This is a genomic window from Rhodoferax sp. EU05-FHT12H12 (assembly GCF_058791215.1).
In genome coordinates this window covers 140,173-165,481 of the sequence record NZ_JBYTDI010000005.1, presented here as the reverse complement: position 1 = coordinate 165,481, position 25,309 = coordinate 140,173, and the positions used below count along the sequence as shown (strand labels likewise).

Annotated in this window: 20 protein-coding genes; 7 read left to right on the top strand and 13 right to left on the bottom strand. The window is 64.1% G+C overall.

Annotated elements, in window-relative coordinates:
* Nucleotides 1-63 precede the first annotated feature (63 nt).
* Together AC3WS7_RS15270 and AC3WS7_RS15265 are read left to right on the top strand one after the other, a co-directional pair.
* Nucleotides 64-3,030: a sensor domain-containing protein gene (locus AC3WS7_RS15270; protein ID WP_492656946.1), complete on the top strand. Its 2,967-nt coding sequence runs from the start codon at nt 64-66 to the stop codon at nt 3,028-3,030.
* On the top strand, nt 3,027-5,999 hold the full coding sequence (locus AC3WS7_RS15265; RefSeq protein ID WP_492656945.1) for a sensor domain-containing protein: 2,973 nt from the start codon (nt 3,027-3,029) through the stop codon (nt 5,997-5,999). The genes AC3WS7_RS15270 and AC3WS7_RS15265 overlap by 4 nt, the downstream gene beginning before the upstream one ends.
* Here AC3WS7_RS15265 and AC3WS7_RS15260 read toward each other — a convergent pair whose 3' ends face one another.
* Nucleotides 6,000-6,902: an inositol monophosphatase family protein gene (locus AC3WS7_RS15260; protein WP_296472377.1), complete on the bottom strand. Its 903-nt coding sequence runs from the start codon at nt 6,900-6,902 to the stop codon at nt 6,000-6,002.
* 140 nt (nt 6,903-7,042) lie between these two features.
* Between AC3WS7_RS15260 and AC3WS7_RS15255 the strand changes: the two genes are divergently transcribed.
* Nucleotides 7,043-7,885, top strand: coding sequence for an RNA methyltransferase (locus tag AC3WS7_RS15255; RefSeq protein ID WP_492656944.1), 843 nt, complete (start codon nt 7,043-7,045; stop codon nt 7,883-7,885).
* A 10-nt stretch (nt 7,886-7,895) separates the two neighbouring features.
* Nucleotides 7,896-8,669, top strand: coding sequence for a serine O-acetyltransferase (gene cysE / locus AC3WS7_RS15250; protein ID WP_296472381.1), 774 nt, complete (start codon nt 7,896-7,898; stop codon nt 8,667-8,669).
* Between the two features lie 88 nt (nt 8,670-8,757).
* Here the strand turns inward: cysE and mog are convergent, their stop codons facing one another.
* Both mog and yjgA read right to left on the bottom strand, forming a co-directional pair.
* Nucleotides 8,758-9,354 carry a molybdopterin adenylyltransferase gene (gene mog, locus AC3WS7_RS15245; RefSeq protein WP_492657043.1) on the bottom strand — a complete coding sequence of 199 codons (597 nt, stop codon included), beginning with the start codon at nt 9,352-9,354 and terminating at the stop codon, nt 8,758-8,760.
* A gap of 2 nt (nt 9,355-9,356) precedes the next feature.
* Complete coding sequence (yjgA, locus tag AC3WS7_RS15240; protein ID WP_492656943.1) at nt 9,357-10,019, bottom strand: ribosome biogenesis factor YjgA; 663 nt, start codon at nt 10,017-10,019, stop codon at nt 9,357-9,359.
* Between the two features lie 23 nt (nt 10,020-10,042).
* On the opposite strand from yjgA, the gene pmbA reads away from it, so the two are divergent.
* Together pmbA and AC3WS7_RS15230 are read left to right on the top strand one after the other, a co-directional pair.
* Nucleotides 10,043-11,464, top strand: a complete 1,422-nt coding sequence (pmbA, locus tag AC3WS7_RS15235; RefSeq protein WP_296472387.1) for a metalloprotease PmbA — start codon at nt 10,043-10,045, stop codon at nt 11,462-11,464.
* A 46-nt stretch (nt 11,465-11,510) separates the two neighbouring features.
* A complete protein-coding gene (locus AC3WS7_RS15230; RefSeq protein WP_492656942.1) occupies nt 11,511-12,275 on the top strand; it encodes a DUF4399 domain-containing protein in 765 nt (254 codons plus the stop codon).
* On the opposite strand, the gene AC3WS7_RS15225 is transcribed toward AC3WS7_RS15230, so the two are convergent.
* The 10 genes from AC3WS7_RS15225 to nirB all read right to left on the bottom strand — a co-directional run bounded on the left by AC3WS7_RS15225 (nt 12,272) and on the right by nirB (nt 23,669).
* Complete coding sequence (locus AC3WS7_RS15225; RefSeq protein WP_296472391.1) at nt 12,272-12,718, bottom strand: GatB/YqeY domain-containing protein; 447 nt, start codon at nt 12,716-12,718, stop codon at nt 12,272-12,274. The genes AC3WS7_RS15230 and AC3WS7_RS15225 overlap by 4 nt on opposite strands.
* A 119-nt stretch (nt 12,719-12,837) precedes the next feature.
* The gene (gene rpsU / locus AC3WS7_RS15220) at nt 12,838-13,050 is read right to left on the bottom strand and encodes a 30S ribosomal protein S21 (RefSeq protein WP_006296472.1); all 213 of its coding nucleotides are present in this window, start codon (nt 13,048-13,050) and stop codon (nt 12,838-12,840) included.
* A gap of 131 nt (nt 13,051-13,181) precedes the next feature.
* Entirely contained in the window at nt 13,182-14,426 is a 1,245-nt protein-coding gene (locus AC3WS7_RS15215) for a BaiN/RdsA family NAD(P)/FAD-dependent oxidoreductase (RefSeq protein WP_492656941.1), read from the bottom strand.
* A gap of 177 nt (nt 14,427-14,603) precedes the next feature.
* The gene (locus AC3WS7_RS15210; RefSeq protein ID WP_296472395.1) at nt 14,604-15,323 is read right to left on the bottom strand and encodes a methyl-accepting chemotaxis protein; all 720 of its coding nucleotides are present in this window, start codon (nt 15,321-15,323) and stop codon (nt 14,604-14,606) included.
* Between the two features lie 46 nt (nt 15,324-15,369).
* Nucleotides 15,370-16,158: a uroporphyrinogen-III C-methyltransferase gene (gene cobA, locus AC3WS7_RS15205; RefSeq protein ID WP_492656940.1), complete on the bottom strand. Its 789-nt coding sequence runs from the start codon at nt 16,156-16,158 to the stop codon at nt 15,370-15,372.
* 17 nt (nt 16,159-16,175) lie between these two features.
* On the bottom strand, nt 16,176-17,081 hold the full coding sequence (gene ybiB / locus AC3WS7_RS15200; protein WP_492656939.1) for a DNA-binding protein YbiB: 906 nt from the start codon (nt 17,079-17,081) through the stop codon (nt 16,176-16,178).
* A 42-nt stretch (nt 17,082-17,123) separates the two neighbouring features.
* Complete coding sequence (locus AC3WS7_RS15195; protein WP_492656938.1) at nt 17,124-19,937, bottom strand: nitrate reductase; 2,814 nt, start codon at nt 19,935-19,937, stop codon at nt 17,124-17,126.
* A gap of 29 nt (nt 19,938-19,966) precedes the next feature.
* Nucleotides 19,967-20,350, bottom strand: coding sequence for a nitrite reductase small subunit NirD (gene nirD / locus AC3WS7_RS15190; protein ID WP_296468041.1), 384 nt, complete (start codon nt 20,348-20,350; stop codon nt 19,967-19,969).
* 78 nt (nt 20,351-20,428) lie between these two features.
* Nucleotides 20,429-21,220: a type IV pili methyl-accepting chemotaxis transducer N-terminal domain-containing protein gene (locus AC3WS7_RS15185; protein ID WP_492656937.1), complete on the bottom strand. Its 792-nt coding sequence runs from the start codon at nt 21,218-21,220 to the stop codon at nt 20,429-20,431.
* Nucleotides 21,221-21,230: 10 nt separating this feature from the next.
* Entirely contained in the window at nt 21,231-23,669 is a 2,439-nt protein-coding gene (gene nirB / locus AC3WS7_RS15180; RefSeq protein ID WP_296468046.1) for a nitrite reductase large subunit NirB, read from the bottom strand.
* 324 nt (nt 23,670-23,993) lie between these two features.
* Between nirB and AC3WS7_RS15175 the strand changes: the two genes are divergently transcribed.
* A complete protein-coding gene (locus AC3WS7_RS15175) occupies nt 23,994-25,289 on the top strand; it encodes a type IV pili methyl-accepting chemotaxis transducer N-terminal domain-containing protein (RefSeq protein ID WP_492656936.1) in 1,296 nt (431 codons plus the stop codon).
* Nucleotides 25,290-25,309 lie beyond the last annotated feature (20 nt).

The following is a 25,309-nucleotide window of genomic DNA, read 5'->3' as shown; positions in this document are numbered from 1 at the left end:
CCAGCACGAACGGCCTTCACTAGGGGTTCCCCAGCGTGGCGGGTACCCCTTTGAGGCTCTATGATGGGACTATTCACCACTCTGGCCAGCCCTCCTTTGCCCGTGTTGCCCCAACCCGAACAGCCCCAGCCGGCCCTGACCGGCGCGCAGCCTGCGGTACCCGTGGTGGCTTGGGGTGTGACCGGGGGCATGTTCAAGACCATTTTTGACCACAGCCCGGAGGCCATCGTCCTGACCCGGGTGCGCGATGAGGTGCTGGTGGAAGTCAACGCCGAATGGGTGCACCTCACCGGTTATTCCCGCGAGGAAGCCCTGGGCCGGACCGCCGTGGACATGGGCCACTGGCTGGACCCCGAGGAGCGCAAGCAGGTGTTCGCACCGCTCTACCAGGGCGGGCGCGTGGTAGATGCCGATGTCACCTTGGTCATGAAGGACGGCAACCCCCGGGTGGTGCGCATGAACGCAACACGGGTGCACGAGCAGGGTGAGGCCTACATCCTGCTGTACCTGCGCGATGTGACCGCCGATCGCCTGGCGCACGAGGCACTGCGGGCCGGCGAGCAGGCGCTGGAGCAGACCAATGACAAACTCAACCGCCAGATCAAGCTCTATGAGCTGACCGAGTCTCTGGCCAAGGTGGGGCACTGGGTGGCCTACCCGGATACGACCGATTTGATGATCTCGCGCGGGGCCGCCCGCATTGGTGGCATGGGAGAGCAGACCCGCTTGCCGCGTGGCCAGCTCATGGCGGATCTGGTGCCCGAGGACAGGCCCCAGGTGGAGCAGGCCCTGAAGCGCATGGACGGCGAAGTGGTGGAGTACCGCTGGCGTCGCTCCGACGGGCAGATGATCTGGGTGCGTGCCCGTTTTTACCGCCAAATAAAGGAGGGTGTGATCCAGGCCGAGATGGGTGTGATCCAGGAGTTCACCGACGAGTACCAGGTGCGACAAAGCCTGGAAAACCAGTTGGCCTTCATCCACAAGATCACCAGCCGCGCACCGGGGCTGGTGTACGAATACCAGATGTGGCCCGATGGAAAGTATGTGTTCCCGTTTGTCAGCGCCGGGGTGCAGCAGATTTACGGCGTTTCTCCGGAGCAGGCCTATGCCGACCCGGTCTCCGTGTTCCAGCGCATCCACCCCGACGACACGGGCCTGGTGATCAAGAGCACCTGGGCGGCCATGGGGGCGGTGCAGCCCTGGCGCTGTGAATTCCGCGTCGGCAGGCTCGGTGAGCCCGATCGCTGGATGCTGGGCAACTCCCTGCCGGAGCTGCAGCCCGACGGGTCGGTACTGTTCTGCGGTTCTATCACCGACATTACTGCCCAGAAAGAAGCGTTGGCCCGTCTGCAAGCCAGCGAGGAACGCTTCCGCAGCCTGTCAGCCCTGTCTTCCGACTGGTACTGGGAGCAGGATGCGGAGTTCCGCTTTGTGCGCATCGATGGCAACGGCCTGAGCAGTGCCAAGCTGGCCTCGGAGGCGGCCATCGGCAAGACGCGCTGGGAGTCCGGCGCCCTGGGCGTGGGGCCGGCGCAGTGGGCGGCGCACAAGGTGCAGCTGCTGGCGCACGAGACCTTCCATGACTTCGAGATGCAGCGCGTCCTCAAGGACGGTACCTATATGTGGGCCTCCATCAGCGGGGCTCCCATCTTTGATGCGGACGGGGTGTTTTGCGGCTACCGCGGCACCGGACGCGACATATCTGCACGCAAGCAGGCCGAGGCGGAGATCGAACGCCTGGCCTTTTTTGACTCGCTGACCGGCCTGCCCAACCGGCGCATGCTGATTGACCGGCTGGAGCACGCGGTGGCTGCCAGTGCGCGCCATGGTCACCATGGGGCCTTGTTGTTCATTGACCTGGACAACTTCAAGATATTGAACGACACCCTGGGCCACCACATGGGCGACCTGTTGCTCGAGCAGGTGGCCAGCCGCCTGCAGGCCTGTGTGCGCGATGTGGACACCGTGGCCCGGCTGGGCGGGGACGAGTTTGTGGTCATGCTCGAAGAACTGGGCGCGGTCGCCGCCGAGGCGGCCAGCCAGGCCGAAATGGTGTCCAAGAAAATCCTGCAAGCGCTTAACCAGCAGTTCACCTTGGGTAGCCACCAGCTGCACAGTTCGCCCAGCATCGGTGTCACGCTGTTCCACCAGCACACCCATTCGGTGGACGAGTTGCTCAAGCGCGCCGACCTGGCCATGTACCAGGCCAAGGCGGCCGGGCGCAACACGCTGCGATTTTTTGACCCCGAGATGCAGGCCGCGGCCTCGGCCCGCGCGGCCATGGAAGCCGATTTGCGCCAGGGCCTGCTGCGCAACGAGTTCATGCTGTATTACCAGCGTGTGGTGGACGACCAGGGCCACACCACCGGGGTGGAGGCCCTGCTGCGCTGGAGGCACCCCGAACGCGGCCTGGTGCCGCCGGGCGAATTCATCCCCGTGGCCGAGCAGACCGGGTTGATCCTCCCGCTGGGCCAGTGGGTGCTGGAGGCGGCCTGCGCCCAACTGGTGGCCTGGAGCGCCAAGCCCCACACGCAGAAGCTGACCATGGCCGTGAACGTGAGCGCGCGCCAGTTCAAACACCCGGATTTCTCCCACCACATCCTGAGCCTGCTGCGCCTCTCGGGGGCCAACCCCTACCGGCTCAAGCTGGAGCTGACCGAGAGCCTGCTGCTGTCCGACTTTGACGAGGTGATCGTCAAGATGAGCGAGCTGCGTTCCATCGGCGTGGGCTTCTCGCTGGACGACTTTGGCACCGGGTATTCGTCCTTGGCCTACCTCAAGCGCCTGCCGCTGGACCAGCTCAAGATCGACCAGTCCTTTGTGCGCGATGTGCTGACCGACCCCAACGATGCGGCCATCGCCCGTACCATCCTCAACCTGGCGCGCAGCCTGGACCTGGGCGTGGTGGCCGAGGGGGTGGAGACCGCGGGTCAGCGGGACTTCCTGCTGCACAACGGTTGCAAGGCCTTTCAGGGGTATTTCTTTGGCCGTCCGGTACCGGTGGAGCAGCTGGAGTTGCCAGCACCATGAGTGGCCGGGACTGGGCGCAACGCTCGCCCGCCGAGTGTGCGCAAGAGATTGCGCGGCTGGAGGGGGCGCTGGCTTCGGTAGAGTCCGGAGCCCGTCGGCAATACGACATGCTGGACGCCCTGTTTGTGCGCAGCCCAGCCGCCATTTCCCTCTCACGCTTCAGTGACGGTTGCTTCGTCGATGTGAACGCCCACTGGGAAACCGTGACTGGTTATCGCTGGGCTGACGCCGTGGGCAAGACCGCGCTGGAGTTGGGCTTCTGGCCCGATGTGGCCGCCCGGGACGCTGCCTTTGCCCGCGCGGCAGGGCAGGACGGGAACCACCAGACCGAGATTCCCTTCACCACACGCGATGGCCGCGAGGTGCTGTTCCGCATGGAAGGCACGCGCCTGGAATTGGCCGGGGAGCTGCATATGGTGGTGTACCTGCACGACATCACCCTGCAGCGCCAGGCCGAGGACGCGGTACAGGTGAGTGAGCAGGCCTTGCAGCAGGCGAACCAGGAGTTGCGCGCGCAGCTGGAGCTGTTTGAGCTGACCGAAGGTCTGGCCCGGGTTGGCCACTGGACAGTGCCGCAGGGGGCGGGGCGCTCGGTCTGGTCCAAAGGCCTGTATGCGTTGAGCGGGATGCCGTGGCAGCCCGATGTGAGTTTTGAGACCGCGCGTCAACACATCCACCCCGATGACCGGCGCGCCTTTTTGCAGGCCCGCGAGCGCATGGACGGCAGTGAGCTGGAGTACCGCTGGCTGGACCAAACCGGCCGTGTGCAGTGGTTGCGCACCCGCATGCGCCGCCAGCAGCGCGATGACGGCTCCTATGTGGACTACGGCGTGGTGCAGGATTTTTCGGAAGAGAAACGCGCCAAAGAGGCCTTGCAGGAGCGCCTGGAGATGATCCAGCGCCTGACCAGCCGCTTGCCTGAAATGGTGTTTCAGTTTGTGCGCCACAGCCCGACGCGGGGCGAATTCATTTTTGTGAGTGATGCCTGCGAGGCCCTGTTTGGTGTCAGTGCCCAGGCAGCCCGGACCGACCCCAACACGGTGTTCCGTTCTGTGCACCCCGACGATTTGGCCGCCATGGTGGCGTCCATGAATGACACGGCCGAGCATGGTTCCACATGGGCCCACGAGTTTCGCGTGCGCCGTGCGGATGGTGCGGTGCGCTCCCTGTTTGGCAAGGCCATCACCATCTGGGAGCCGTCGGGCCACCACATCGCCTACGGCTCGGTGACCGACATCACCGCCATCAAGGCCTCGCAGGCCACGCTGATGGAAAGCGAGGCGCGCTTTCGTGCGCTTACGGAGCTGTCCTCCGACTGGTATTGGGAACAGGATGCCGAGTTTCGTTTTGTCCGGTTTGCGGGAAATCTGGCTGGGAAATCGCAACTCCACCGCATGGGCAAAACACGCTGGGAGCTGGGCGCGCTGAACCTGCATGCCGCGGACTGGGAGGTGCATCGCCAGATGCTGCTGGCCCGCCAGGTTTTCCGCGAGTTGGAGCTGTGTGATACCGATGACCATGGGCAGCCCTACTGGGTGTCGGTCAGTGGCGCCCCTTTCTTTGACGCCCAAGGGGTGTTCTGCGGCTATCGCGGGGTCGGGCGCGACATCACGGCCCGTAAAACGGCCGAAGAAAAGATCGAGCGTCTTGCGTTTTACGACGTGCTGACGGGCCTGCCCAACCGGCGTTTGTTGATCGACCGGCTACAGCAGGTGCTGGCCCTGGCCGCACGCGACGGCCACTATGGAGCCCTGCTGTTCATTGACCTCGACAACTTCAAGGATCTCAACGACACGCGCGGCCACGACGTGGGCGACCTGCTGCTGCAGCAGGTCGCCCAGCGTCTGCTGGCCTGCGTGCGCGCTGCCGACACGGTGGCGCGCCTGGGAGGTGACGAGTTTGTGGTGATGTTGCACAGCCTGGATACCGATGCGGCCCAGGCCAGCGCTCATGTGGAGCTGGTGGGCAAGAAAGTGATCAGCAGTCTGAACCAGGCCTATCTGCTGGGTGCTGCGGAGCACCACAGCACGCCCAGCATCGGTGTCACCCTGTTTGCCCAGCAGCACCAGACGGTGGACGAACTGCTCAAACAGGCCGATCTGGCGCTGTACGAGGCCAAGGCGGCGGGGCGCAACACCATGCGTTTTTTTGACCCTGCCATGCAGGCCTTGGTGGCGCAGCGTACCGCGCTGGAGCTGGACCTGCGCCACGGGTTGCAGCGCCAGGAGTTGGTGGTGTACTACCAGCCCGTGGTGGACGCCGCGCGCCGTGTGGTGGGCGCCGAGGCCTTGGTGCGCTGGCAGCATCCGCAGCGCGGCCTGGTGTCGCCCATGGAGTTTATTCCGGTGGCAGAGCAGACCGGGCTCATCATTCCTCTGGGCGCCTGGGTGCTGGAAATGGCGTGCCGACAACTGGCCCAGTGGGCGCAGCAAGTGGAGACCGAGACGCTGACGGTGGCGGTGAATGTGAGTGCACGCCAGTTTCGCCACCCCGATTTTGCCCAGCAGGTGCTGGACTTGCTGCACAAAACCGGCGCCAACCCCTTGCGCCTGAAGCTGGAGCTGACCGAGAGTCTGCTGTTGAGCGACACCCAGGACGCGATCCTCAAGATGTCTGCCCTGCAGGCCGTGGGGGTGGGGTTTGCGCTGGACGATTTTGGCACCGGCTATTCGTCGCTGTCCTACCTCAAGCTGCTGCCGCTGCAGCAGCTCAAGATCGACCAGTCCTTTGTGCGTGATGTGCTGACCGATCCCAACGACGCCGCCATTGCCCGCACCGTGTTGGCGCTGGGCAAGAGCCTGGGATTCAGTGTGGTGGCCGAGGGGGTGGAGACGGAAGGGCAGCGCGATTTCCTGCTGGACAACGGCTGCAGCCTGTTTCAGGGCTATTTGTTCGGCCGTGCGGTGCCGGTGCAGCAGTTGCTGCTGGCGCCCGGGGTGGCGGCTCTGCCACCCCTCTGGGACATTTGATTACAGCAGGGCGTCGCCCACAGAGCCGCTGTCTTCCACTGCGGCATCGCTCTGGGCCGCCGCGGCCTGGCGCAAGGCGGCTTTTTCACCGGCAGGGGCGAACTTGCTGTACTTGCCCAGGATGTTGACCATCTGGCCGTACACGCGGGGGCTGCCGGCCAGGATTTCGTTTTGCTCCAGAAACTCGGCTTCGCCAGTGAAATTGCCCACCAGGCCACCAGCTTCGGTGACCAGCAGCGATCCTGCGGCCACATCCCAGGGCTGCAGGCCCAGCTCGAAAAAGCCTTCGGTGTAGCCAGCGGCCACATAGGCCAGGTCCAGCGCGGCAGAGCCGGGGCGGCGCAGGCCGGCGGTGCGTTGCATCACGTCACCCATCATCTGCAGGTACTGGTTGAAGTTGTCGCCTTGGCGGAAGGGGAAACCGGTGGAGATCAGGGCCTCGCTGAGCTGGGTGCGCTTGGAGACACGGATGCGTCGGTCGTTCAGGTAGGCGCCACGGCCCTTGGTGGCGGTGAACAGGTCGTTGCGGGTGGGGTCGTACACCACGGCTTGCTCGATCTTGCCTTTGACGGCCAGTGCGATGCTCACGCAGTACACGGGCAGGCCGTGGATGAAGTTGGTGGTGCCGTCCAGCGGATCGATGATCCAGACGAATTCGGAGTCTTTGGCGCCGTGTTCCTTGCCGGATTCCTCGGCCCAGATGCCGTGGCCAGGGTAGGCCGTCAGCAGGGTTTCAATGATCGCTTGCTCTGCAGCGTGGTCCACTTCGGTGACGAAGTCGTTGGCCTTCTTTTGCGAAACGCGGACGGATTCGATGTCCAGCGCGGCGCGGTTGATGATGTTTCCGGCAGTGCGGGCGGCCTTGATGGCCACATTGACCATGGGGTGCAGATTGAGCGTCATAGATTGTTGGGGGAAGAACTGGGAGGACCGGCTGGCGATGCAGGCGGCGACAATAGGCGTATTTTAACGGCTGGACCTTGGTTGCGCACCCTATTGGGGTCATATCGCAGTCAACCAACCCCTTTTGCCCCCATTTTCGTATGCAAACCCGCTTCATCCTGATCAACACCAGCCACGCTGGCAATGTGGGCGCCGCCGCCCGTGCCATGAAAACCATGGGATTTGACGACCTGGTGCTGGTGGCACCGCGCTGGGCCAATGTGCTGCGCCGTGAAGAAACCATCCAGCGCGCCAGCGGCGCTTTGGACGTGTTGAACAAATGCCGCATCGTGGACACGCTGGACGAAGCGCTGGATGGCCTCAGCCACCTGTGCGCCACGGCGATGACGCCACGCGACTTTGGCCCACCCACCACCACGCCGCGTGAACACTTTGCGGCGCTATCAAAAGGGGAGCTGCTCGCGCAGGAAATACGAGGGCTAGAGGGCGATTTGACATCCAAATCAGCCCAGTCTGGTGTGGGTTTTCTGTTTGGCTCCGAGCGTTTTGGCATGCGCAACGAAGATGTGTACCGCTGCCATGTGTGCCTCTCCATCCCCAGCAATCCGCAGTTTGGCTCGCTCAACATCGGTGCTGCCCTGCAGGTGATTGCCTATGAGTGGCGCCTGGCACTGGGAGGCTTTGGTGTGGACGTGACCAGCCCGCCCAGCACGCTGGCAGACGCCGCCCAGGTCAGCGGCATGCTGACGCATCTGGAGCAGTCGCTGGTGGCGCTGGGTTTTCTGGACCCGGCCGCGCCCAAGAAGCTCATGCCGCGACTGAATGCCTTGTTCAACCGCGCGCAGGTCACGCAGGAGGAAATCCACATCCTGCGTGGCATTGCCAAAGCCATACTGCAGCAGAGCGCCAGCGTGGCACGGCAAACACCTGCCGCGGTTGCGGGCATGGTGCCCCCAGACGGCAGCTCCACTTTGAACGGATAGACTCTTTCCCATGTTTTCACGCCTGCGCACTGACATCCAATGCATCCTGGACCGGGACCCTGCGGCCCGCACCACCTGGGAAGTCATCACCTGCTACCCCGGCCTGCATGCCGTGGTGCTGCACCGGGTGGCGCACTGGTGTTGGACACATGGCTTCAAATGGCTGGGGCGCTTTGTCTCGCATTTGGGCCGGTTTTTTACGGGCATTGAGATTCACCCAGGTGCCAAGCTGGGTGCGCGGGTGTTTTTCGACCATGCCATGGGGACGGTCGTGGGCGAGACCGCCGAAATTGGCGATGGCTGCACCATCTACCAGGGCGTGACCCTGGGCGGCACCAGCCTTTATAAGGGGGCCAAGCGCCACCCCACGCTGGGCAAAGACGTGGTGGTGAGTGCAGGCGCCAAGGTGCTGGGCGGTTTTGAAGTAGGCGATGGCGCCAAGATCGGTAGCAATGCCGTGGTCATCAAACCCGTGCCCGCGGGGGCCACGGCGGTGGGTATTCCGGCACGCATCATCCCCAGCAAAGAAGGCGTGAGCGCCGACGTGACGGGTACCGAGCGCAAATTCAGTGCCTATGGCATCACCCAGGACGATGACCCGGTGAGCCAGGCCCTGCGTGGCCTGGTAGACAGTGCTTCCGGCCAAGACCACCAGATTGCCATGCTGTGGAAAGCGGTGGAGCAACTTTCGGCCCGGTTGGCGGACAGCGATTGTGTGCCCAAGGATGCGGCGCGCAAGGAGTGCTTTGAAGCCGAGAAGCTTAACCAGCTGATCGGGAAATAAAGATCACCCCCGTGGCGGCTTTGCCGCATCCCCCTTGCAGGGGGCAACACCAGTGGCCCGGCGAAGCCGGTTCCACGGTGTTTCTGGGTTAAGGCACGCGCGCCGGCCGCACGGCGCTTTTGGGGCGGAAGGCCTTGTAGACCGTGTCCACGGTTTCCATGTAGGGCCCGCCGATCAGATCCACGCAGTAAGGCACGGCCGCAAAGATGCCCGGCACGATCTGCTTACCCTCAGCATCCTTCAGGCCTTCCAGCGTCTCGGCAATCGCCTTGGGTTGGCCGGGCAGGTTGATGATGAGCGTTTGTTTGCGGATGACCGCCACCTGGCGTGAGAGGATGGCCGTGGGCACAAAGTGCAGGCTGATGGCGCGCATCTGTTCGCCAAAACCCGGCATTTCCTTGTCTGCCACAGCCAGCGTGGCTTCGGGCGTCACATCGCGCAGCGCGGGGCCGGTACCGCCGGTGGTCAGCACCAGTGCACAGCCCGCGTCGGTCAGCGCGATCAGCGTGTCTTCAATGGTTTTCTGCTCGTCGGCAATCAGCCGCGCTTCGAACTGGATGGGGTTGTGCAGTGCACGGCCCAGCCAGTCCCGCAGGGCGGGCAAGCCTTTGTCTTCGTAGACGCCGCTGGAAGCACGGTCGCTGATGGAAACAATGCCAATCTTGACCGACTCAATCTGCGACACGTTCACGCCTCGTCACCGTCGTAGTCAGCTCCATCGTCGGCATCGTCAGAGCCGGGGCCATCCTGATGGGCCTGTAAGGCTTCGCGCACCAATTGGAAAATATCGCGGTAGGCGCGGCCGTGGCGCAGGGCTTCACCGGGCTTCTCGGGTTTGGCGTCCTTGCGGGCCTGGCGCACCAGGGCGCGCAGGTTCTGGCTGTCGGTGGCGGGGCTCAGCGTGATCCATTGACCCACGGCATCGTCATCGGCAATCAGGCGGTCGCGCCATTGCTCGGCTTGGTGCAGCACCAGGGTTTCTTTGGCCGATGGCATGTGCTGCTCTTCCAGGGCAGCACGGATCTCGTCCCATTTGGACGGCTCCAGCTTGCGCATCAGCTTGCCGATGAACTGCATCTGGCGGCGTTTGCCTTCGAAGTTGGTGATGCGCTTGGCTTCCGCCACGCCCTCCACCAGTTTGTCGGGCAGGTCCAACTTGGTCATGAGTTCGGCGCGCAGCGTCAGCAGGTCTTCACCCAGCTTTTGCAGCTCGGTGCTTTCCTTTTTGAGGTCGGTGCGGGTCGGCTCATCCGTGCCCTTGAGTTCGCGCTTGTACTCCAAGTCCAGTGCGCTGCCTTCGGCGACGAACTGACCCTTGACGTAATAGCCCTTTTTTAGTTTGCGTGACATAGCCAAGTATCATAGCCGTCGCCATGAAGAAACCCACCCCCGCCTCTGGGCACACCTCCCCATTACCCACTCCCAAGGCCAAACCGGCCGACAGCGGCTTTGCCTACACCCGTGATTTTTTCGAGTCGCGCGTGGACACTGCTTTGGCGCATGCCAAGAAATTGGGGGCTACGGATGCTGGCGCCGAGGTGTCCGAAGGCTGTGGACTCAGCGTGTCGGTGCGCAATGGCGAGCTTGAGAATGTGGAGCGCAACCGCGACAAATCGCTGGGAGTGACCGTCTACGTGGGCAACCGCCGCGGCAATGCCAGCACCTCCGATTTCTCGGATGCGGCCATCGCGCAAACCGTGCGTGCCGCTTTTGATATTGCCCGCTTTACCGCCGAAGACCCATTTGCCAGTCTGCCCGATGCCGACGATATCGTGCCCGCGGCGGAGGGCAGCCGCAACCTGGATCTGTTTCACCCCTGGGCCATCAGCAGCGAAGAGGCGGCCCGGTTGGCGCTGGAATGCGAGGCCGCAGCCTTGGGCGTGAGCAAGCGTATTACCAACAGTGAAGGCGCGGCCGTGTCGGCCCAGCAGTCGCACTTTTTCAGCGCCCACACGCGCGGTTTCCGTGGCGGTTACGCGTCTTCGCGCCACTCGCTCTCGGTGTCGCCTATTGCGGGCAAGGGCCGTGACATGCAGCGCGACGCCTGGTACAGCTCCATGCGTTCGGCCGACGAACTCGCGTCCCCCCAGGCCGTGGGCCGCTACGCCGCCGAGCGCGCGCTGAGCCGCCTGAAGGCCCGCAAGATCGCCACCGTGGAATGCCCGGTGCTGTTTGAATCGCCGTTGGCGGCGGGTTTGGTCGGCGCGTTTGTTCAGGCGGTGAGCGGCGGTGCCTTGTACCGCAAGAGCACGTTTTTGCTCGATTCGCTGGGCAAGCAGGTGCTGCCCAAGCACATCGATATCCAGGAAGACCCCTTTGTGCTGCGCGGCAAGGGCAGCTCACCGTTTGACGACGAAGGTGTGCGCGTGCAGGCCCGCAAGGTGGTGGACGCCGGCCGTGTGCAGGGCTATTTTCTGAGCAGCTATTCGGCCCGCAAATTGGGCATGCGCACCACTGGCAACTCGGGTGGCTCGCACAACCTGACCTTCACGTCACGCCTGACGAAAGCAGGCGACGACCTGGACGCCATGCTGCAAAAGCTTGGTACGGGCCTGCTGGTGACCGAGCTGATGGGGCAGGGAGTGAACTATGTCACGGGCGACTACTCGCGTGGCGCCAGCGGCTTCTGGGTCGAGAAGGGCCGCATTGCCTACCCGGTGCATGAGATCACCATCGCCGGCAACATGAAAGACATGCTCAAGGGTATTGAAGCCGTGGGCGCCGATACCTACAACTATGGTGCCAAGACAGTGGGCTCGGTACTGATCAACCGGATGAAGCTCGCTGGTAGCTGAAGGAGCGCGTATGCATCGGTGTGTCTACGGGGTCGCAGGCCTTGTGATGTGGTCTGCCAGTGCGCTGGTGCAAGCCCAAGCGCCGGCAGCTGCTGGGCGTGTGTTGCATCCCTGGCAGGCACCGACTCCGGCGGGTACTGCTGAGGCCTACTTCACCAACTTGAAGTCAGGCGAGAGCATCGAAACCCCATTTCTGCTGAAGTTTGGTCTGTCGGGCGGCTGGGGCCTGGCGCCCATTGCCAAGCCTTTGGGTGGCAAAAGTGGCCACCACCACCTGCTGGTCAACCGTGACTTGCCGCTGGACTTCAAGGCGGCGCTGCCCTTCAACGAGCAGTACATCCACTTCGGCAAAGGCCAGATGGAGACGGTGCTCACGCTGGCCCCCGGCACCTACACCTTGCGCATGCTGCTGGCGGATGGCCAGCATCTGCCGCATTTTGTGTACAGCAAGCCCTTGAAAATCAAGGTCAGCAAAAAGAACAGCACAGACCCCAAGGCCTTGGTGGGCAAGGGGATCGCGCTGATGGTGTCAGGGATGGAGCAAAAAACGCCGTTTCGGGTGCAATTCCACGCCTCGGGTCTGAACGTGGCCCATGCGGTGCAGCAGGAAAAAGACACCGGCCATTTCAAGCTCACGGTGAGCAGCAAAGGCGGTGCTGTGGCCGAAATGGACTTTGTGGAAGGCCAAACCGAAACCTGGCTGGCCCCACCCGCGGGGGACTACACACTCAAACTGGAGTTTGTAGACAACATTGATCCCAAGCAGGCCGTGGTGGGGGCCGTGACCACCACGGTGCGTGTGCAGCCTTAGCCAGCCAATGCGGCTTTCACTGCCGCAGACACGGTTCCCATCTCGGCTTTGCCAGCCAGTCGGGTCTTTACTACGCCCATCACCTTGCCCATGTCGCCCGGGCCTGCAGCACCCAGCTCGGCCACGATAGCCTTCACTTCCGCCAGCACCTCATCCGCACCCATACGCTGGGGCAGGTAGGCCTGCAGCACTTTCATCTCTGCGGCTTCCTTGTCGGCCAGTTCCTGGCGTTCGGCCTTGACAAAGGCTTCAATGGAGTCCTTGCGCTGCTTGATCAGTTTGTCCACGATGGCCACCACCATGGCATCGTCCAGCTCCACGCGCTCGTCGACTTCCTTTTGTTTCAGGGCCGCCAGCAGCAGGCGGATGGTGCCCAGGCGCTCGCTGTCCTTGGCGCGCATGGCGGTTTTCATGTCTTCGGTGATCTGGTCTTTGAGTGACATAGCGGTGTTTCCTGGAGGTGGAAAAAAGAGGGACTGCAGAATGAAAAAAGCCCGCCGGAGCGTCCCCAGGCGAGCTTTGGTGGGCAGGGAAACGCCATGCGTTTCCTGACCGTGAAGCCTTAGTACAGCTTCTTAGGGAGTTGCATGCTGCGGATGCGCTTGTAGTTGCGCTTGACGGCAGCAGCCTTCTTGCGCTTGCGCTCAGCAGTGGGCTTCTCGTAGAACTCGCGGGCGCGCAGGTCGGTCAGCAAACCCAATTTTTCGATGGTGCGCTTGAAGCGACGCAGGGCGACGTCAAAGGGCTCGTTTTCTTTTACACGGATCGTTGTCATTACGTAATGAATTCCAAAATGTGCTGTCGCCAGTCATGGGGGGAGATCGAGACCCACATGCCACGTTCAGCGGTATTTCCCCATCTATAACTAGTATTGGCCGATGGGGAGACTGCCAGAATAGCCCGCGATTATAACGCGTTAATGCGCGCTGCCAAGCCCTGCGCACAGGCATAGCCACTGGACCAGGCCCACTGGAAGTTGTAACCGCCCAGCCAGCCCGTCACATCAACCACTTCGCCAATGAAAAACAGGCCCGGTTGGCGGCTTTCCAGGGTTTGGCTGGACAACACTTTGGTGTCCACGCCGCCCGCTGTGACCTCGGCCTTGCGGTAGCCCTCGGTGCCGGTGGGCGTCAGTTCCCAGCGGGAAAGGTGCTCGGCCAGGGCGTTCAGGGCCTTGTCGCTGGCTTCGTTCACGGGGCGCTGCCAGTCATGTCCCCAGGTCTTCCCCTGGTCCACCCAGGTGTCGGCCAGGCGGCTGGGCACCAGGCCGGCCAGCTCGTTGGCAATGCGTTTGCGCGAGGTGGCTTTGGCCTCGGTCAGGTGCTTCGACAAGTCGGTGCCAGGCGCCAAATTCAGGCGAATCGGGGTGCCCTCGGCCCAGTAGCTCGAAATCTGCAGCACGCCAGGGCCGCTGAGGCCGCGGTGGGTGAACAGCAGGTCCTCACGGAACGCCATGCTGGTCTTTTTTGCCCCGGTGGCGATGTCCACGGGCAGCGACAGGCCCGAGAGTTGGGCAAACGGAGCCCAGGCGGCCTCGTCAAAGGTCAGCGGTACCAGCGCGGGACGGGGTGCGACCACAGGCAGATCGAACTGCTTGGCCACGCGGTAGCCAAAATCCGTAGCGCCTATCTTGGGGATGGACAAACCACCCGTGGCGATGACCACCGCGCCGCAATGGATGGTGCCGCGGTCGCTCTCAATTTCATAGCTGCTTGCGCAGGTCCTATGCGGGCTAGAGGCCAAAAACCTTATATTTTTAACGCTGCAGGGTTGCCAGCGTTCTACGCCGCCTGCAGCGCATTCGGCCAGCAGCATGGCGATCAGGTCTTCGGCCGAGCGGTCGCAAAACAGCTGGCCTTTGTGTTTTTCGTGGAAGGCGATGTTGTGCTTTTTCACCAAGCCGATGAAGTCGGCCGGGGTGTAGCGCGACAGGGCCGATTTGGCGAAGCGCGGGTTCTCGCTGAGGAAGTTGGCTGCGGTGACGTCCACGTTGGTGAAGTTGCTGCGCCCGCCGCCCGAAATGCGGATTTTCTCGGCCACCTTCTCGCCGTGGTCGATCACCAGCACCTTGAGGCCCAACTGGCCCGCCACCCCGGCGCAAAACAAACCGGCAGCTCCGGCACCCACGATCACCACGTCAAAACTGTGCATAGGGCGCAGTGTAGAGGAGCGGGTCTGCACACCACGTCGCAACGCGCCGGTGCCCGCAGTTCGACGCGATTTTGCGACCAGCAGGGTGCCATGAGCGCCGGGCTGCGGGCACCGGTGCGCTGCGACTTAGCCGGAGAAAAATCAGGCGCGCCGCGATTCTCCGGCGTCGCGATCCCGTCAGGCCTGCTGCCGGTTCCGGTCCGCCAAATCAATCGCCTTGCGGGACAGCCCGTCAATCTCGGTGCTGATGCCTGAGAGCACATTGGCCACCACGGCAAACTCGCGGCCCTGCTGGCCCGCGCGTGCGGCCATCACCTGGGCGTTGAAGCTCACCACCTTGGCCTCGCGGGCGATGGTGTGGATGTCGGAGACGATGCCTGTGAGCTCCTTGAACAAAAGGTCGGCACGGGCCTTGGTCACCGCGTCGAACACATTGGTGGCGGCGTTCAGCGCGTCAAGCACGGCGTCGGTGCTGTCGACGATGGCTTCGAGCACCGACTGCACGTGTGGCGACTGCCGGGCAATGTGGTCCAGCGCGCTGCGCATCAATTCCATGAAGGACTGGATGGTGGCGTTCACGCCCTGCGGGCCTTCGTAGACCGCGTGCAGGCGTGTGGCGCTGTGTGTGTCGTAGTGGGACATGGTGCCCAGCAACCGTGCGTGGCTGTCGCAAAACAGCTGGAAGGTGGTGCGTGCAGCGCTGAGCTGGCGCGCGTCACCGCCGGCGGCCAGCAGGGTTTGCATGACCATGCGCTGCGACAGCATGCGCTGGCGGGCAGCGAGGTTCAGGTCGGAAATGGGGGCCGTCACGGCCGCTACGGTGGGCCTGGCAAGCGGCTGCGTCTGCAGGGCCGTGCGAGGGGGAGAGGGGTTCTGGACGGGGGCGGGCATGAACATGGTGAACTCCTTTCGCGTTGGAGAACACCATGCAAAAACAATGCCGTTATGCCACCTTGGTATGCGGTGTTTGCACCGCAGCTTGCAAACCCAGCACCACATCGCCCACCACGATCACGCTGGGGCTGGCCAGGTGTTCGCGGCGGATGGTGGCTTGCAGTGCCTGCAGGGTGCAGGCCGCGTGGCGCTGTGTGGGCAGGCTGGCGTTCTGGATGATGGCCACTGGTGTGTCGGCGGGCAGGCCTTGCAGCAGACCGGCCTCAATGTCGGCCGCACCACTCACGCCCATGTAGATCACCAGCGTGAGCTTGGCCTGCTGGGCCGCAGCGGCCAGCGCAGGCCAGTCGGTGCCTTTGTCGCCGGGCTTGGCGTGACCGGTGACAAACACCACACCATGCGCATGCTCGCGGTGCGTCAGCGGCACATTGAGCGAGGTGACGGCGGCCAGGCCGGCGGTGATGCCGTTGATGACCGAGACGCGGATGCCGGCGGCCTGCAGGTGTTCTACCTCCTCGCCACCACGGCCGAAGATGAAGGGGTCGCCGCCTTTGAGGCGCACCACGGTTTCGCCCTCTTGGGCGGCAGTGATCATGAGCCGCTCGATGAAGGACTGCGGCGTGGACTTGCAGCCGCCGCGTTTGCCCACATGCACCACACGGGCGGTCGGGTTGGCATGCGCCACGATGGCGTCGTTCACCAAATCATCCACCAGCAGCACGGTGGCCTGCTGGATGGCCTTGAGGGCTTTGAGCGTGAGCAGTTCCGGGTCGCCAGGGCCGGCGCCGACCAGGGTGACGTGGCCGCTGGACGGGGTGCAGGAAAAGGGGTGTGTCATGGGCAGTGTCCGGTGCGTTAGAGGCTGCGGTGCAATTGCAAAATGTGCGCCAACTGCTGGGCAATCGGGGTGGGCAGGGGCTGCTTGCCGACCAGCACATCGCCAATATAGGCCGCGGTGCTGGCGGCATCAATGGCGGTGGGCAGATCGGGCAGATCGGTAAGGGCGCCGCTTTGGTAGGCCTGCAGGTCGGTCGCCTGGCCGCGTACAAAGGCTTGCATCTTGGGTGTGCGGCGCGGGTCGGCGACCGACTCGCCCTCGGTGCCGCGGATCAGCAAGGCGTTGGCCTGCACCAGTGCAAAGGTGTCGGCCATGGAGATGGCGTACTCAGGGTGGGTGTAGCTGCTCACGATGAGCGCGGGGCCGTCCACCGGGTTCATGAGCTTGACCAGGCTGTGTGCCGGGTTGCGCAGGTTGACCACCCGGCGCACGTCCAGCAAACGCTGCAGGCCGGGGCTGAGCAGGGCCGTGGGCACAAAGGCCACGCTGCCGGGCGCTACGGTTTTGATAGCTGCTTGCGCATGTATATCAAGGGTTTCGAGCACTTTTGATACAAAAACACGACGGTCTTCGGTAGCCGAGCCGTGGATCAGAACCGGCAGGCCCTCGCGCGCCAGCAGCAGCGCCAGCAGCGGTGTCAGCAGGGGCAGCTTGCGCGCACCGTTGTAGCTGGGGATGACCACCGTGGGCTGGCCGCTGGCGGGCAGCAGGGCCATGCGGCGGCGCGTGGCGTCCAGAAACCCGGCCATCTCTTCGGCGGTTTCCCCCTTGATACGCATGGCCAGGCAGAAGGCGCCCACCTCCAGATCGGTCACGCTGCCGTCCAGCACTTGGCCGAACAGATCGTCCGCTTGCTCACGGGTGAGCGCACGGGCGCCGTCTTTGCCGCGACCGATTTCCTTGATGTAGTTGCCAATAGCCATGGGGCGATTGTCTTTGATACCAGATAACTTTCGGCTATGTGCTTATGCACCCGCCGCAGCCGGTGCCATGCTGGCACGCACCATGCGCTGCAGCTGCGGCACGCAGGAGCCGCAGTTGGTACCGCACTTGAGAGTGGCTTGCAGCGTGCTCAGGCGGTCGGCGGCAAAGCCGGTGCACTCGGCCAGCGTGGCGTCGATGGCGGTGTCCGTCACGTTGAAGCAGGTACACACCGTTTTGCCGCGCGATTGCACGGGCACGGGTGGTGTGGCACCGGGTGCCAGCAGCGCGCGGCCGTAGCTCTGCGCGGGCTGTTCATCCTGCAGCAGCGTGGTCATCCAGCTTTGGGCGCGCGTGTCACCGGCCAGCAAAAAACCTTCCAGCGTGGCGTCCGTCGTGTTGCGCTGCAGGCGCACGGCGCGGCGCTGGCCGCGTTTCTTGTCGGCATAACGCACCACGTCGGCACCGTCCAGGTGCAGCAGGGCTTCGATCTCTTGCAGCAGCGTGTCGGGCGCGGCTTGCATGTCGGCCGCGCGGAACAACACGCCGCTGCGGCCGTGGCCGTCGGCGGTGGCGTTGCCAAACGGCACGCAACTGGCGTAGGCAAAACGCGCCATCAGTGCCTGCAGTTTGCCGCGCACGGCCAGCACCGTGTCATCGGGCAGCCAGGCAATCGCCAGCAGGGTCCAGGGCATGTCGGCCTTGAGCACCTTGACGGCGGAGTGTTTGAACTCGGGTTGTTTGGAGTCCGGGCAGTAGGCCGAGGTGGTGAGGGCGTTGACGCCGGCCAGGCGGGTGCCGGTGGCGCTGACGCCGCTGAGGAATTCTTCCCCCCAGTGCATGGCCATGAAGACCTGGCTCAGCCCTACCTCGGGGCTGGCCTGCACCGGCACCAGGATGGAGCCGCGTTTGCTGGTCACATGCACCAGGTCGTTCTCGGTGATCAGGCGGCGCGCCATGTCTTGCGGGTGCATTTGCAGCACGGGTTCACGCACATGGCCAAACAGGCGGCCCAGTGTGCCGGTGCGGCTCATGCCGTGCCACTGGTCGCGCAGGCGGCCGGTGGTCAGCGAGAAGGGGTAGCGCGCCTCGCGCGGTTCGGCCACGCCCTTGTAGGCCACGTTGGCAAACCGTGCGCGGCCGTCCGGGGTGGGGAACACGCCGTCTTCGTACAGGCGCACCTTGCCGGCGCTGGCGCCTTCGGGCATGGGCCATTGCAGGGGGGTGGCTTCCAGCTGGGCGTAGTCCATTCCGGTGATGTCGAGGTCGCGGCCGCGGGTGGATTCGCGGTGCTCGTTCCACACCGATTCGGCCGTGGGGTAGGGGAACAACGTGCCAGCGACGGCGCCACGGCCCAGCGCGCGCTCCAGGCGCTGCGCAAAGTCGGTGGCAATGGCCCAGTCGTGGCGCGGGGCGGTGTCGGGCGCGCCCGGTGGCACAACGGCAGCGCGCACGCGGCTGATGCGGCGTTCGCTGTTGGTGACGGTGCCTTCTTTTTCGCCCCAGGTGGTGGCGGGCAGCAGCAGGTCAGCGTAGCGGGCGGTGGCGGTGGTGCTGAAAGCCTCTTGCACCACCACAAACTCGGCGCGCTCCAGCGCACGGCGCACGGTGGCCTGGTCGGGCATGCTTTGCGCGGGGTTGGTGCAGGCAATCCACAGTGCCTTGATTTCTCCATCGGCGGCGGCCTGGAACATCTCCACGGCGGTTTTGCCGGGTGTCTCGGGCACGCTGGCCACGCCCCACAGCGCGGCCACTTCGGCACGGTGCGCGGGGTTGGCCAGGTCGCGGTGGGCGCTCAGCAGGTTGGCCAGGCCACCCACTTCGCGGCCGCCCATGGCGTTGGGCTGGCCGGTCAGCGAGAAGGGGCCGGCACCGGGCATGCCGATCTGGCCGGTGGCCAGGTGCAGGTTGATGAGGGCGGTGTTTTTGGCCGTGCCGCTGCTGGACTGGTTCAGGCCCTGGCAGTACAGGCTCAGCGTGGCTGGGCTCTGGGCAAACAGGCGCGCGGCTTCCAGCAGGTCTTCCTTGCGGATGCCGCAGGTTTGGGCCACGGCATCGGGCGTGTAGTCGCGCACCGTGGCCTTGAGGTCTTCAAAGCCACTGGTGTGCGCGGCGATGAAGGCGGGGTTGGTCCAGCCTTCCCACAGCATCAGGTGCAGCATGCCGTGGAACAGCATCACGTCGGTGCCGGGCTGGATCTGCAGGAACAGGTCGGCCAGTTCCACCGTGTCGGTGCGGCGCACGTCGGCCACCACGATTTTCATGCCGGGGTTCTTGCGCTTGGCGTCTTCGATGCGGCGAAACAGGATGGGGTGGGCGAATGCGGTGTTGGAGCCGACGATGAAGATCGTTTGCGCGTGGTTCACATCGTCATAGCAGGCGGGCGGGGCGTCGGCGCCCAGTGTCTTCTTGTAGCCGGCCACGGCGCTGCTCATACACAGGCGCGAGTTGGTGTCGATGTTGTTGGTGCCGATCAGGCCCTTGGACAGCTTGTTGAAGACGTAGTAGTCCTCGGTCAGCAACTGGCCGCTCACATAAAAGCCCACGGCGTCGGGGCCGTGGTCGCGGATGATGCGGGCGAACTGGTCGGTGGCCAACGTCAGTGCGCTGTCCCAGGACAGAGGCTGGGGCGCGGCGCCACGCTGCAGGCGCTGCAGCGGCTGCAGCAGACGTGTTTGCAGGGTGACGGGCGCGCTCGCCGTGTGGTGCAGCGTGGAGCCCTTGGAGCACAGGCGGCCAAAGTTGGCCGGGTGGTCCGGGTCGCCGCGCACCCCGGTGATCTGCGCACCCCGGGATTCGATGATGACGCCACAGCCCACACCGCAGTAGGGGCAGGTAGAGCGTGTTTCCTTCTGCATGCAAAGACTCCCTGGACGGTGGTTCTTCTTCAGGCGCTGGTGGTGCGGCGGGTGGGGCCGGCAATGGGGCGCACCAGGTCGGTGGCGTGGCCTTGCAGCTCGGTGGTCTTCAGGAACACCTGGCCGCCATCGAGCTTGACCTGAAACTTCGGTGTGCAGCCTTCGTCAGGGGCGGAGGCCTGGCCATCGCACAGTCCGATGGTCCAGTTGTGCAGCGGGCAGGCCACGCTGGTGCCAAACACAATGCCTTGCGAGAGCGGGCCGCCCTTGTGCGGGCAGCGGTCCAGCAGCGCAAACACTTCATCCTGTGTGTTGCGGAACACGGCCACGTCCAGGCCCTGGGCGCGCTCGACACGGCGCGAGCCGAGCACGGGGATGTCGTCAATCTTGCAGATGAGGGTCCATTCGGTCATGTCGTTCTTCCTAATGCTATTGTTTTAGTAGCTGCTCGCGCATATTCCGCGGGGGCTAGAGGCCTATTTGGCTTGTATTTATGCCTTGAGGGCCGAGTACAGGCCGGTCACCCGGTCCATCACGGTGAGCAGGTTTTCGCTGCTCACAAACACATCGGCCATGGGTTTGGGGCGCTGCGCACCTTCCTGCAGCTGCCGGAGTGCCATGTCAAAAAATACCCATTGCGCATCGCCCAGCAGCAGCTCGTCCTTGATGCGCAAGGTTGCTTCGGGCGCATTGCGCAGCAGCTCCATGGCCGCGGTGAATTCGCTGCGTGCCTTGCCGATTTCGGCGGCGGCCACGCTGGCGTCCACGGGCAGGGTGGCGGCCAGGTAGAACTTGGCCATGCGCTGCGTCAGCATGCGCTGGCGCCCGGCCACGTTGACCAGCTTGCCCACAGGTTTGGACAGCGCCGCTTCGTACTGCACCGTGCCTTGGTGGGCCAGGGCCAGCACCTTGGCGTCGAGCTGCAGCAGGGTTGCCGCACCGTCGCGGGAAGGGGCCTTGCCCACCAGCGCGCTTTTGTAGTCGGACCAGGCAGCGTCCAGCTTGCTGTAGGTGGCCTGCACATCGGGCGTGGGGGCGAACCCCTTGAGCTCGGTCAGCTGGCGGTCAAACAGCGCCATGGATTTGTCCAGCACCATCTGGGCGCTGGTCTTCTCCACGTTTTGCAGCAGGGCCAGCCAGGCCTTGCCCATGCGCTGGCTCAGCATGCGCTGGCGGCCGGCCTTGTTGATGGCGTCGCTCAAATCCGTCACCTGGGCGCGGGCTGGCAGGGCCAGGCCCAGGGTGCTGGCACCGGCCATTGACATCAGGGTTCTGCGTTGCATGGTGTGCCCCTCAGACCTTGACGGCTTCAAACTGGCGGGTGTCAACCTGTGCGTCCTTGAAGTCGAACCAGGGATCGGGTTCACCGTCCAGCGCAAATTGCAGGCGTTCCCACAGGGCCTTGCGGCCTTCGTGGTCTTCCAGAATGCGCTTTTTCACATAGTCCAGGCCCACACGGTTCACGTAATGCACGGTGCGCTCCAGGTACCAGCCTTCCTGGCGGTACAGCTCGCAAAACGCGCCGGTGTATTCCAGCACTTCGGCGGCAGTCTTCACCTTCACCAGAAAGTGCGCCACCTCGGTCTTGATGCCGCCGTTGCCGGCGATGTACATCTCCCAGCCCGAGTCCACACCGATCACGCCCACGTCCTTGATGCCTGCCTCGGCGCAGTTGCGCGGGCAGCCGGAGACGGCGAACTTGACCTTGTGCGGTGCGTACATGCGCCACATCGCGCGCTCCAGGTCCTTGCCCATCTGGGTGCTGTCCTGCGTGCCCATGCGGCACCATTCGCTGCCCACGCAGGTCTTGACCGTGCGCAGGGCCTTGGCGTAGGCGTGGCCGGAGGGCATGCCGATGTCTTTCCAGATACCGACCAGGTCTTCTTTCTTCACGCCCAGCAAGTCGATGCGCTGGCCGCCGGTGACCTTGATGGTGGGGACCTTGTACTTGTCGGCGGCGTCGGCGATGCGGCGCAGCTCGTCGGCCGTGGTTTCGCCACCCCACATGCGCGGGATGACGGAATAGGTGCCGTCCTTCTGGATGTTGGCGTGGCTGCGTTCGTTGATGAAGCGGCTTTGTGGGTCGTCCTTGGCTTCCTTGGGCCAGCTGCTGGTCACGTAGTAGTTCAGGGCGGGGCGGCAGCTGGAGCAGCCGTTGGGCGTTTTCCAGCCCAGGCCTGTTTGCACATCGGCAATGGTCAGGTACTTGTTGGCCACAATGGCCTCGCGTACCGCCTGGTGGCCAAGGTCGGTGCAGCTGCACATGGCCTTGGTCTTGGGGGTGGCGGAGTAGTCGCCTCCGGCGGTGAACATGATGATCTGTTCCACCAAGCCGGTGCAGGAGCCACACGATGCGCTGGCCTTGGTGTGTTTTTTCACCTCATCCAGCGTGAACAGGCCCTTGTCGCGGATCGCCTTGCAGATGGTGCCCTTGGTCACGCCGTTGCAGCCGCAGACCTCGTCGCTGTCGGCCATGGCCGCGGCCTTGTTCTGACCCTGGTGGCCCACGTCGCCGATGTTGGAGCCGCTTTCGCCAAACATCAGCTTGTCGCGGATGTCGGCAATGCTGCGGCCATCGCGCAACAGCTTGAAGTACCAGCTGCCGTCCACCGTGTCGCCGTACATGCAGGCGCCCACCAGCTTGTCGTTCTTGATGACCAGCTTTTTGTAAACGCCGCCAAAGGGGTCGCTCATCACGATTTCTTCGGTGCCTTCGCCGCCCTGGAACTCACCGGCACTGAACAAATCAATGCCGGTCACTTTCAGCTTGGTGGACGTCAGCGAGCCGGTGTAGCGGCCAATGCCGTACATGGCCAGGTGGTTGGCGGCCACTTTGGCCTGCTCAAACAAAGGGGCCACCAGGCCGTAGGCGATGCCACGGTGGGCCGCGCATTCCCCGACGCTGTAGATGCGCGCGTCGGTCACGGTTTGCATGGTGTCGGTCACCACAATGCCGCGGTCCACATGCAGGCGCATGCTGGTGGCCAGCTCGGTGTTGGGGCGAATGCCCACAGCCATCACCACCAGATCGGCCGCGACTTCGGTGCCGTCCTTGAACTTGATGGCCTTGACGCGGCCATCGTCACCACCCACCAGCTCCTGGGTTTGGGCGCCCATCAGGAAATTCAGACCCCGCTCTTGCAGCGACTTCTGCAACAGGCCGCCTGCCACGGTGTCCAGCTGGCGCTCCATCAGGGTAGGCTGTACGTGCACCACGCTCACGGTCATGCCACGCAGCATCAGACCGTTGGCGGCTTCCAGGCCCAAGAGGCCGCCGCCAATGACCACTGCGTGTTTGTATTTGGTGGCCGCCTCGATCATGGCGTTGGTGTCGGCAATGTCGCGGTAGGCAATCACGCCTTGCAGGTCCTTGCCGGGGATGGGCAGGATGAAGGGGTTGGAGCCGGTGCAGATCAGCAGGCGGTCGTATTCGGCCTCGGTGCCGTCAGACGCCTTGACGATGCGCTTGACGCGGTCCACTTCCACCACTTTCTTGCCGGCGTGCAGCGTGATGTGGTTGTCGGTGTACCACTCAAAGCTGTTCAGCACGATCTCGTCCAGCGTCTGCTCACCAGCCAGCACCGGGCTCAGCAAGATGCGGTTGTAGTTGGGGTGGGGCTCGGCGCCAAAGACGGTGATGTCGTACAGGTCCGGGGCCACCTTGAGCAATTCCTCAAGGGTGCGCACACCGGCCATGCCGTTGCCAATCATTACCAGTTTCGATTTTTTCATAGTGCCGACTCCAAAGGACGAGACAAACGCGGATGTGGCAGGGCCACATGCCAGAAATGAGGGGGTAGAGGAGATCCGCGCCTTCAGCAAAGGCGCACCAGCAAGCACTGGCCTTGGACAGCCCTGCGCTGCGCGACGTCGTTGTGCGCAGAACCAATACGGCTGTCATCTCGTTGGGGCGCGTCGTTGCGCCCGCAGGAGCTGATGCAAGAGCTGTGCCATATGATCGGCGCTGGGTTTCGTGCCTGCGCTTTGCCACCCCTTGGTGTGCGAATTGCATGGCCTGGCGGGGCCCAAAAGCCCTGTTTCCCCTAGCTACACCTGATGTTTATGACCTCTGCCTTGCTGTGTTCTGCCCGCCCCCAGACTGCCCCCACGCTGGCCGCTGATCTGCTGGCGGCGGGCATGGCGGTGTGCGCCACGGTGGAGGATTGCAGCAAGTTGGTGCAGGCCGTGGTGCTGCACGCACCAGATGTGGTGGTGTGTGACCTGGCCTTGCCCACGGCGGCCTGGTTCCAGGCGCTGCACATGGTGGGCCAGACGGTGCCATGCCCGCTGGTCGTCTTTACCCATGACGCGGATGCCAGCCATATGCAGCAGGCCGTCGACAGCGGCGTGCACGCCTATGTCGTGCACGGCTATGGCGCCAACCGCCTGCGCCCGCTGATCCATCTGGCGCAGGCCCGGTTTCAAAAGGAGCGACAGCAGCGCGAGGCCTTTGAGGGCATGGCCACCCGCTTTGAGGAGCGCAAGGCCGTGGACCGGGCCAAGGGCATCCTCATGCGGGCCCAGAGCCTGTCGGACGACGACGCCTTCCGCGCCCTGCGCTCGGCCGCCATGAGTTCCAACCAGCGCATGGGCCAGCTCTCGCAGCACATCATCCAGTCAGCCCACTTTGCCGAAGCGGTCAACCGCTCGGGCCAGCTGCGCATGCTGTCGCAGCGCCTGGTCAAGTTGCACCTGCTGCTGGCGGCGGGTGTGCAGCCGGTGCACCACGCTGCGCTGCTGCAGGACTCCTTGCAGTGGGTGGATGGCAACTTTGCGCTCTTGCGCAAAAACCTGTCCCAACCCACCTACGGCGACCTGCTGGAGCAGGTCGCCCAGACCTGGGAGCAGCTCAAGACCGCCCTGGCCCAGGGCAGCACCGACGCCGTGGAGCAGCAAGCCGAGGCCCTGCTGCTCGGGGCCGAGCGCCTGACCACCAGCCTGGAAAGCTCGGGCTCCGCCGCACCCCTGCATGTGCTGAACCTGGCCGGGCGCCAGCGCATGCTCTCGCAGCGTTTTGGCAAGTACGCGCTGTTGGCCCTGGTGGGTGAAGGCGCCGTGGTGGACCTGGCCCAGGCCAGCATGCATGCCGCCCAGCGTGAGTTTGAAGACGCACTCACTTACCTCAATGGCATTCCCCTGAGCACGCCCGACATCCACGGCGCGTTGGCAGCGGCAGGGGTGGCCTGGCTGCAGATGGTGGCAGCGGCACAGGCGGCACAGCGCCTGGCGCCTGCCAAACGGGGCGCGCGTCTGGAGGAGTTGGCTGCCGGCAGCGAGACCTTGCTGGGCCTGTTCGAGCAGCTCTCCACCCACTATGAACGCAGCATGCAGATGCTGTTGGGCCAGCCCTGACAAGGGTTAACCCGCACAGC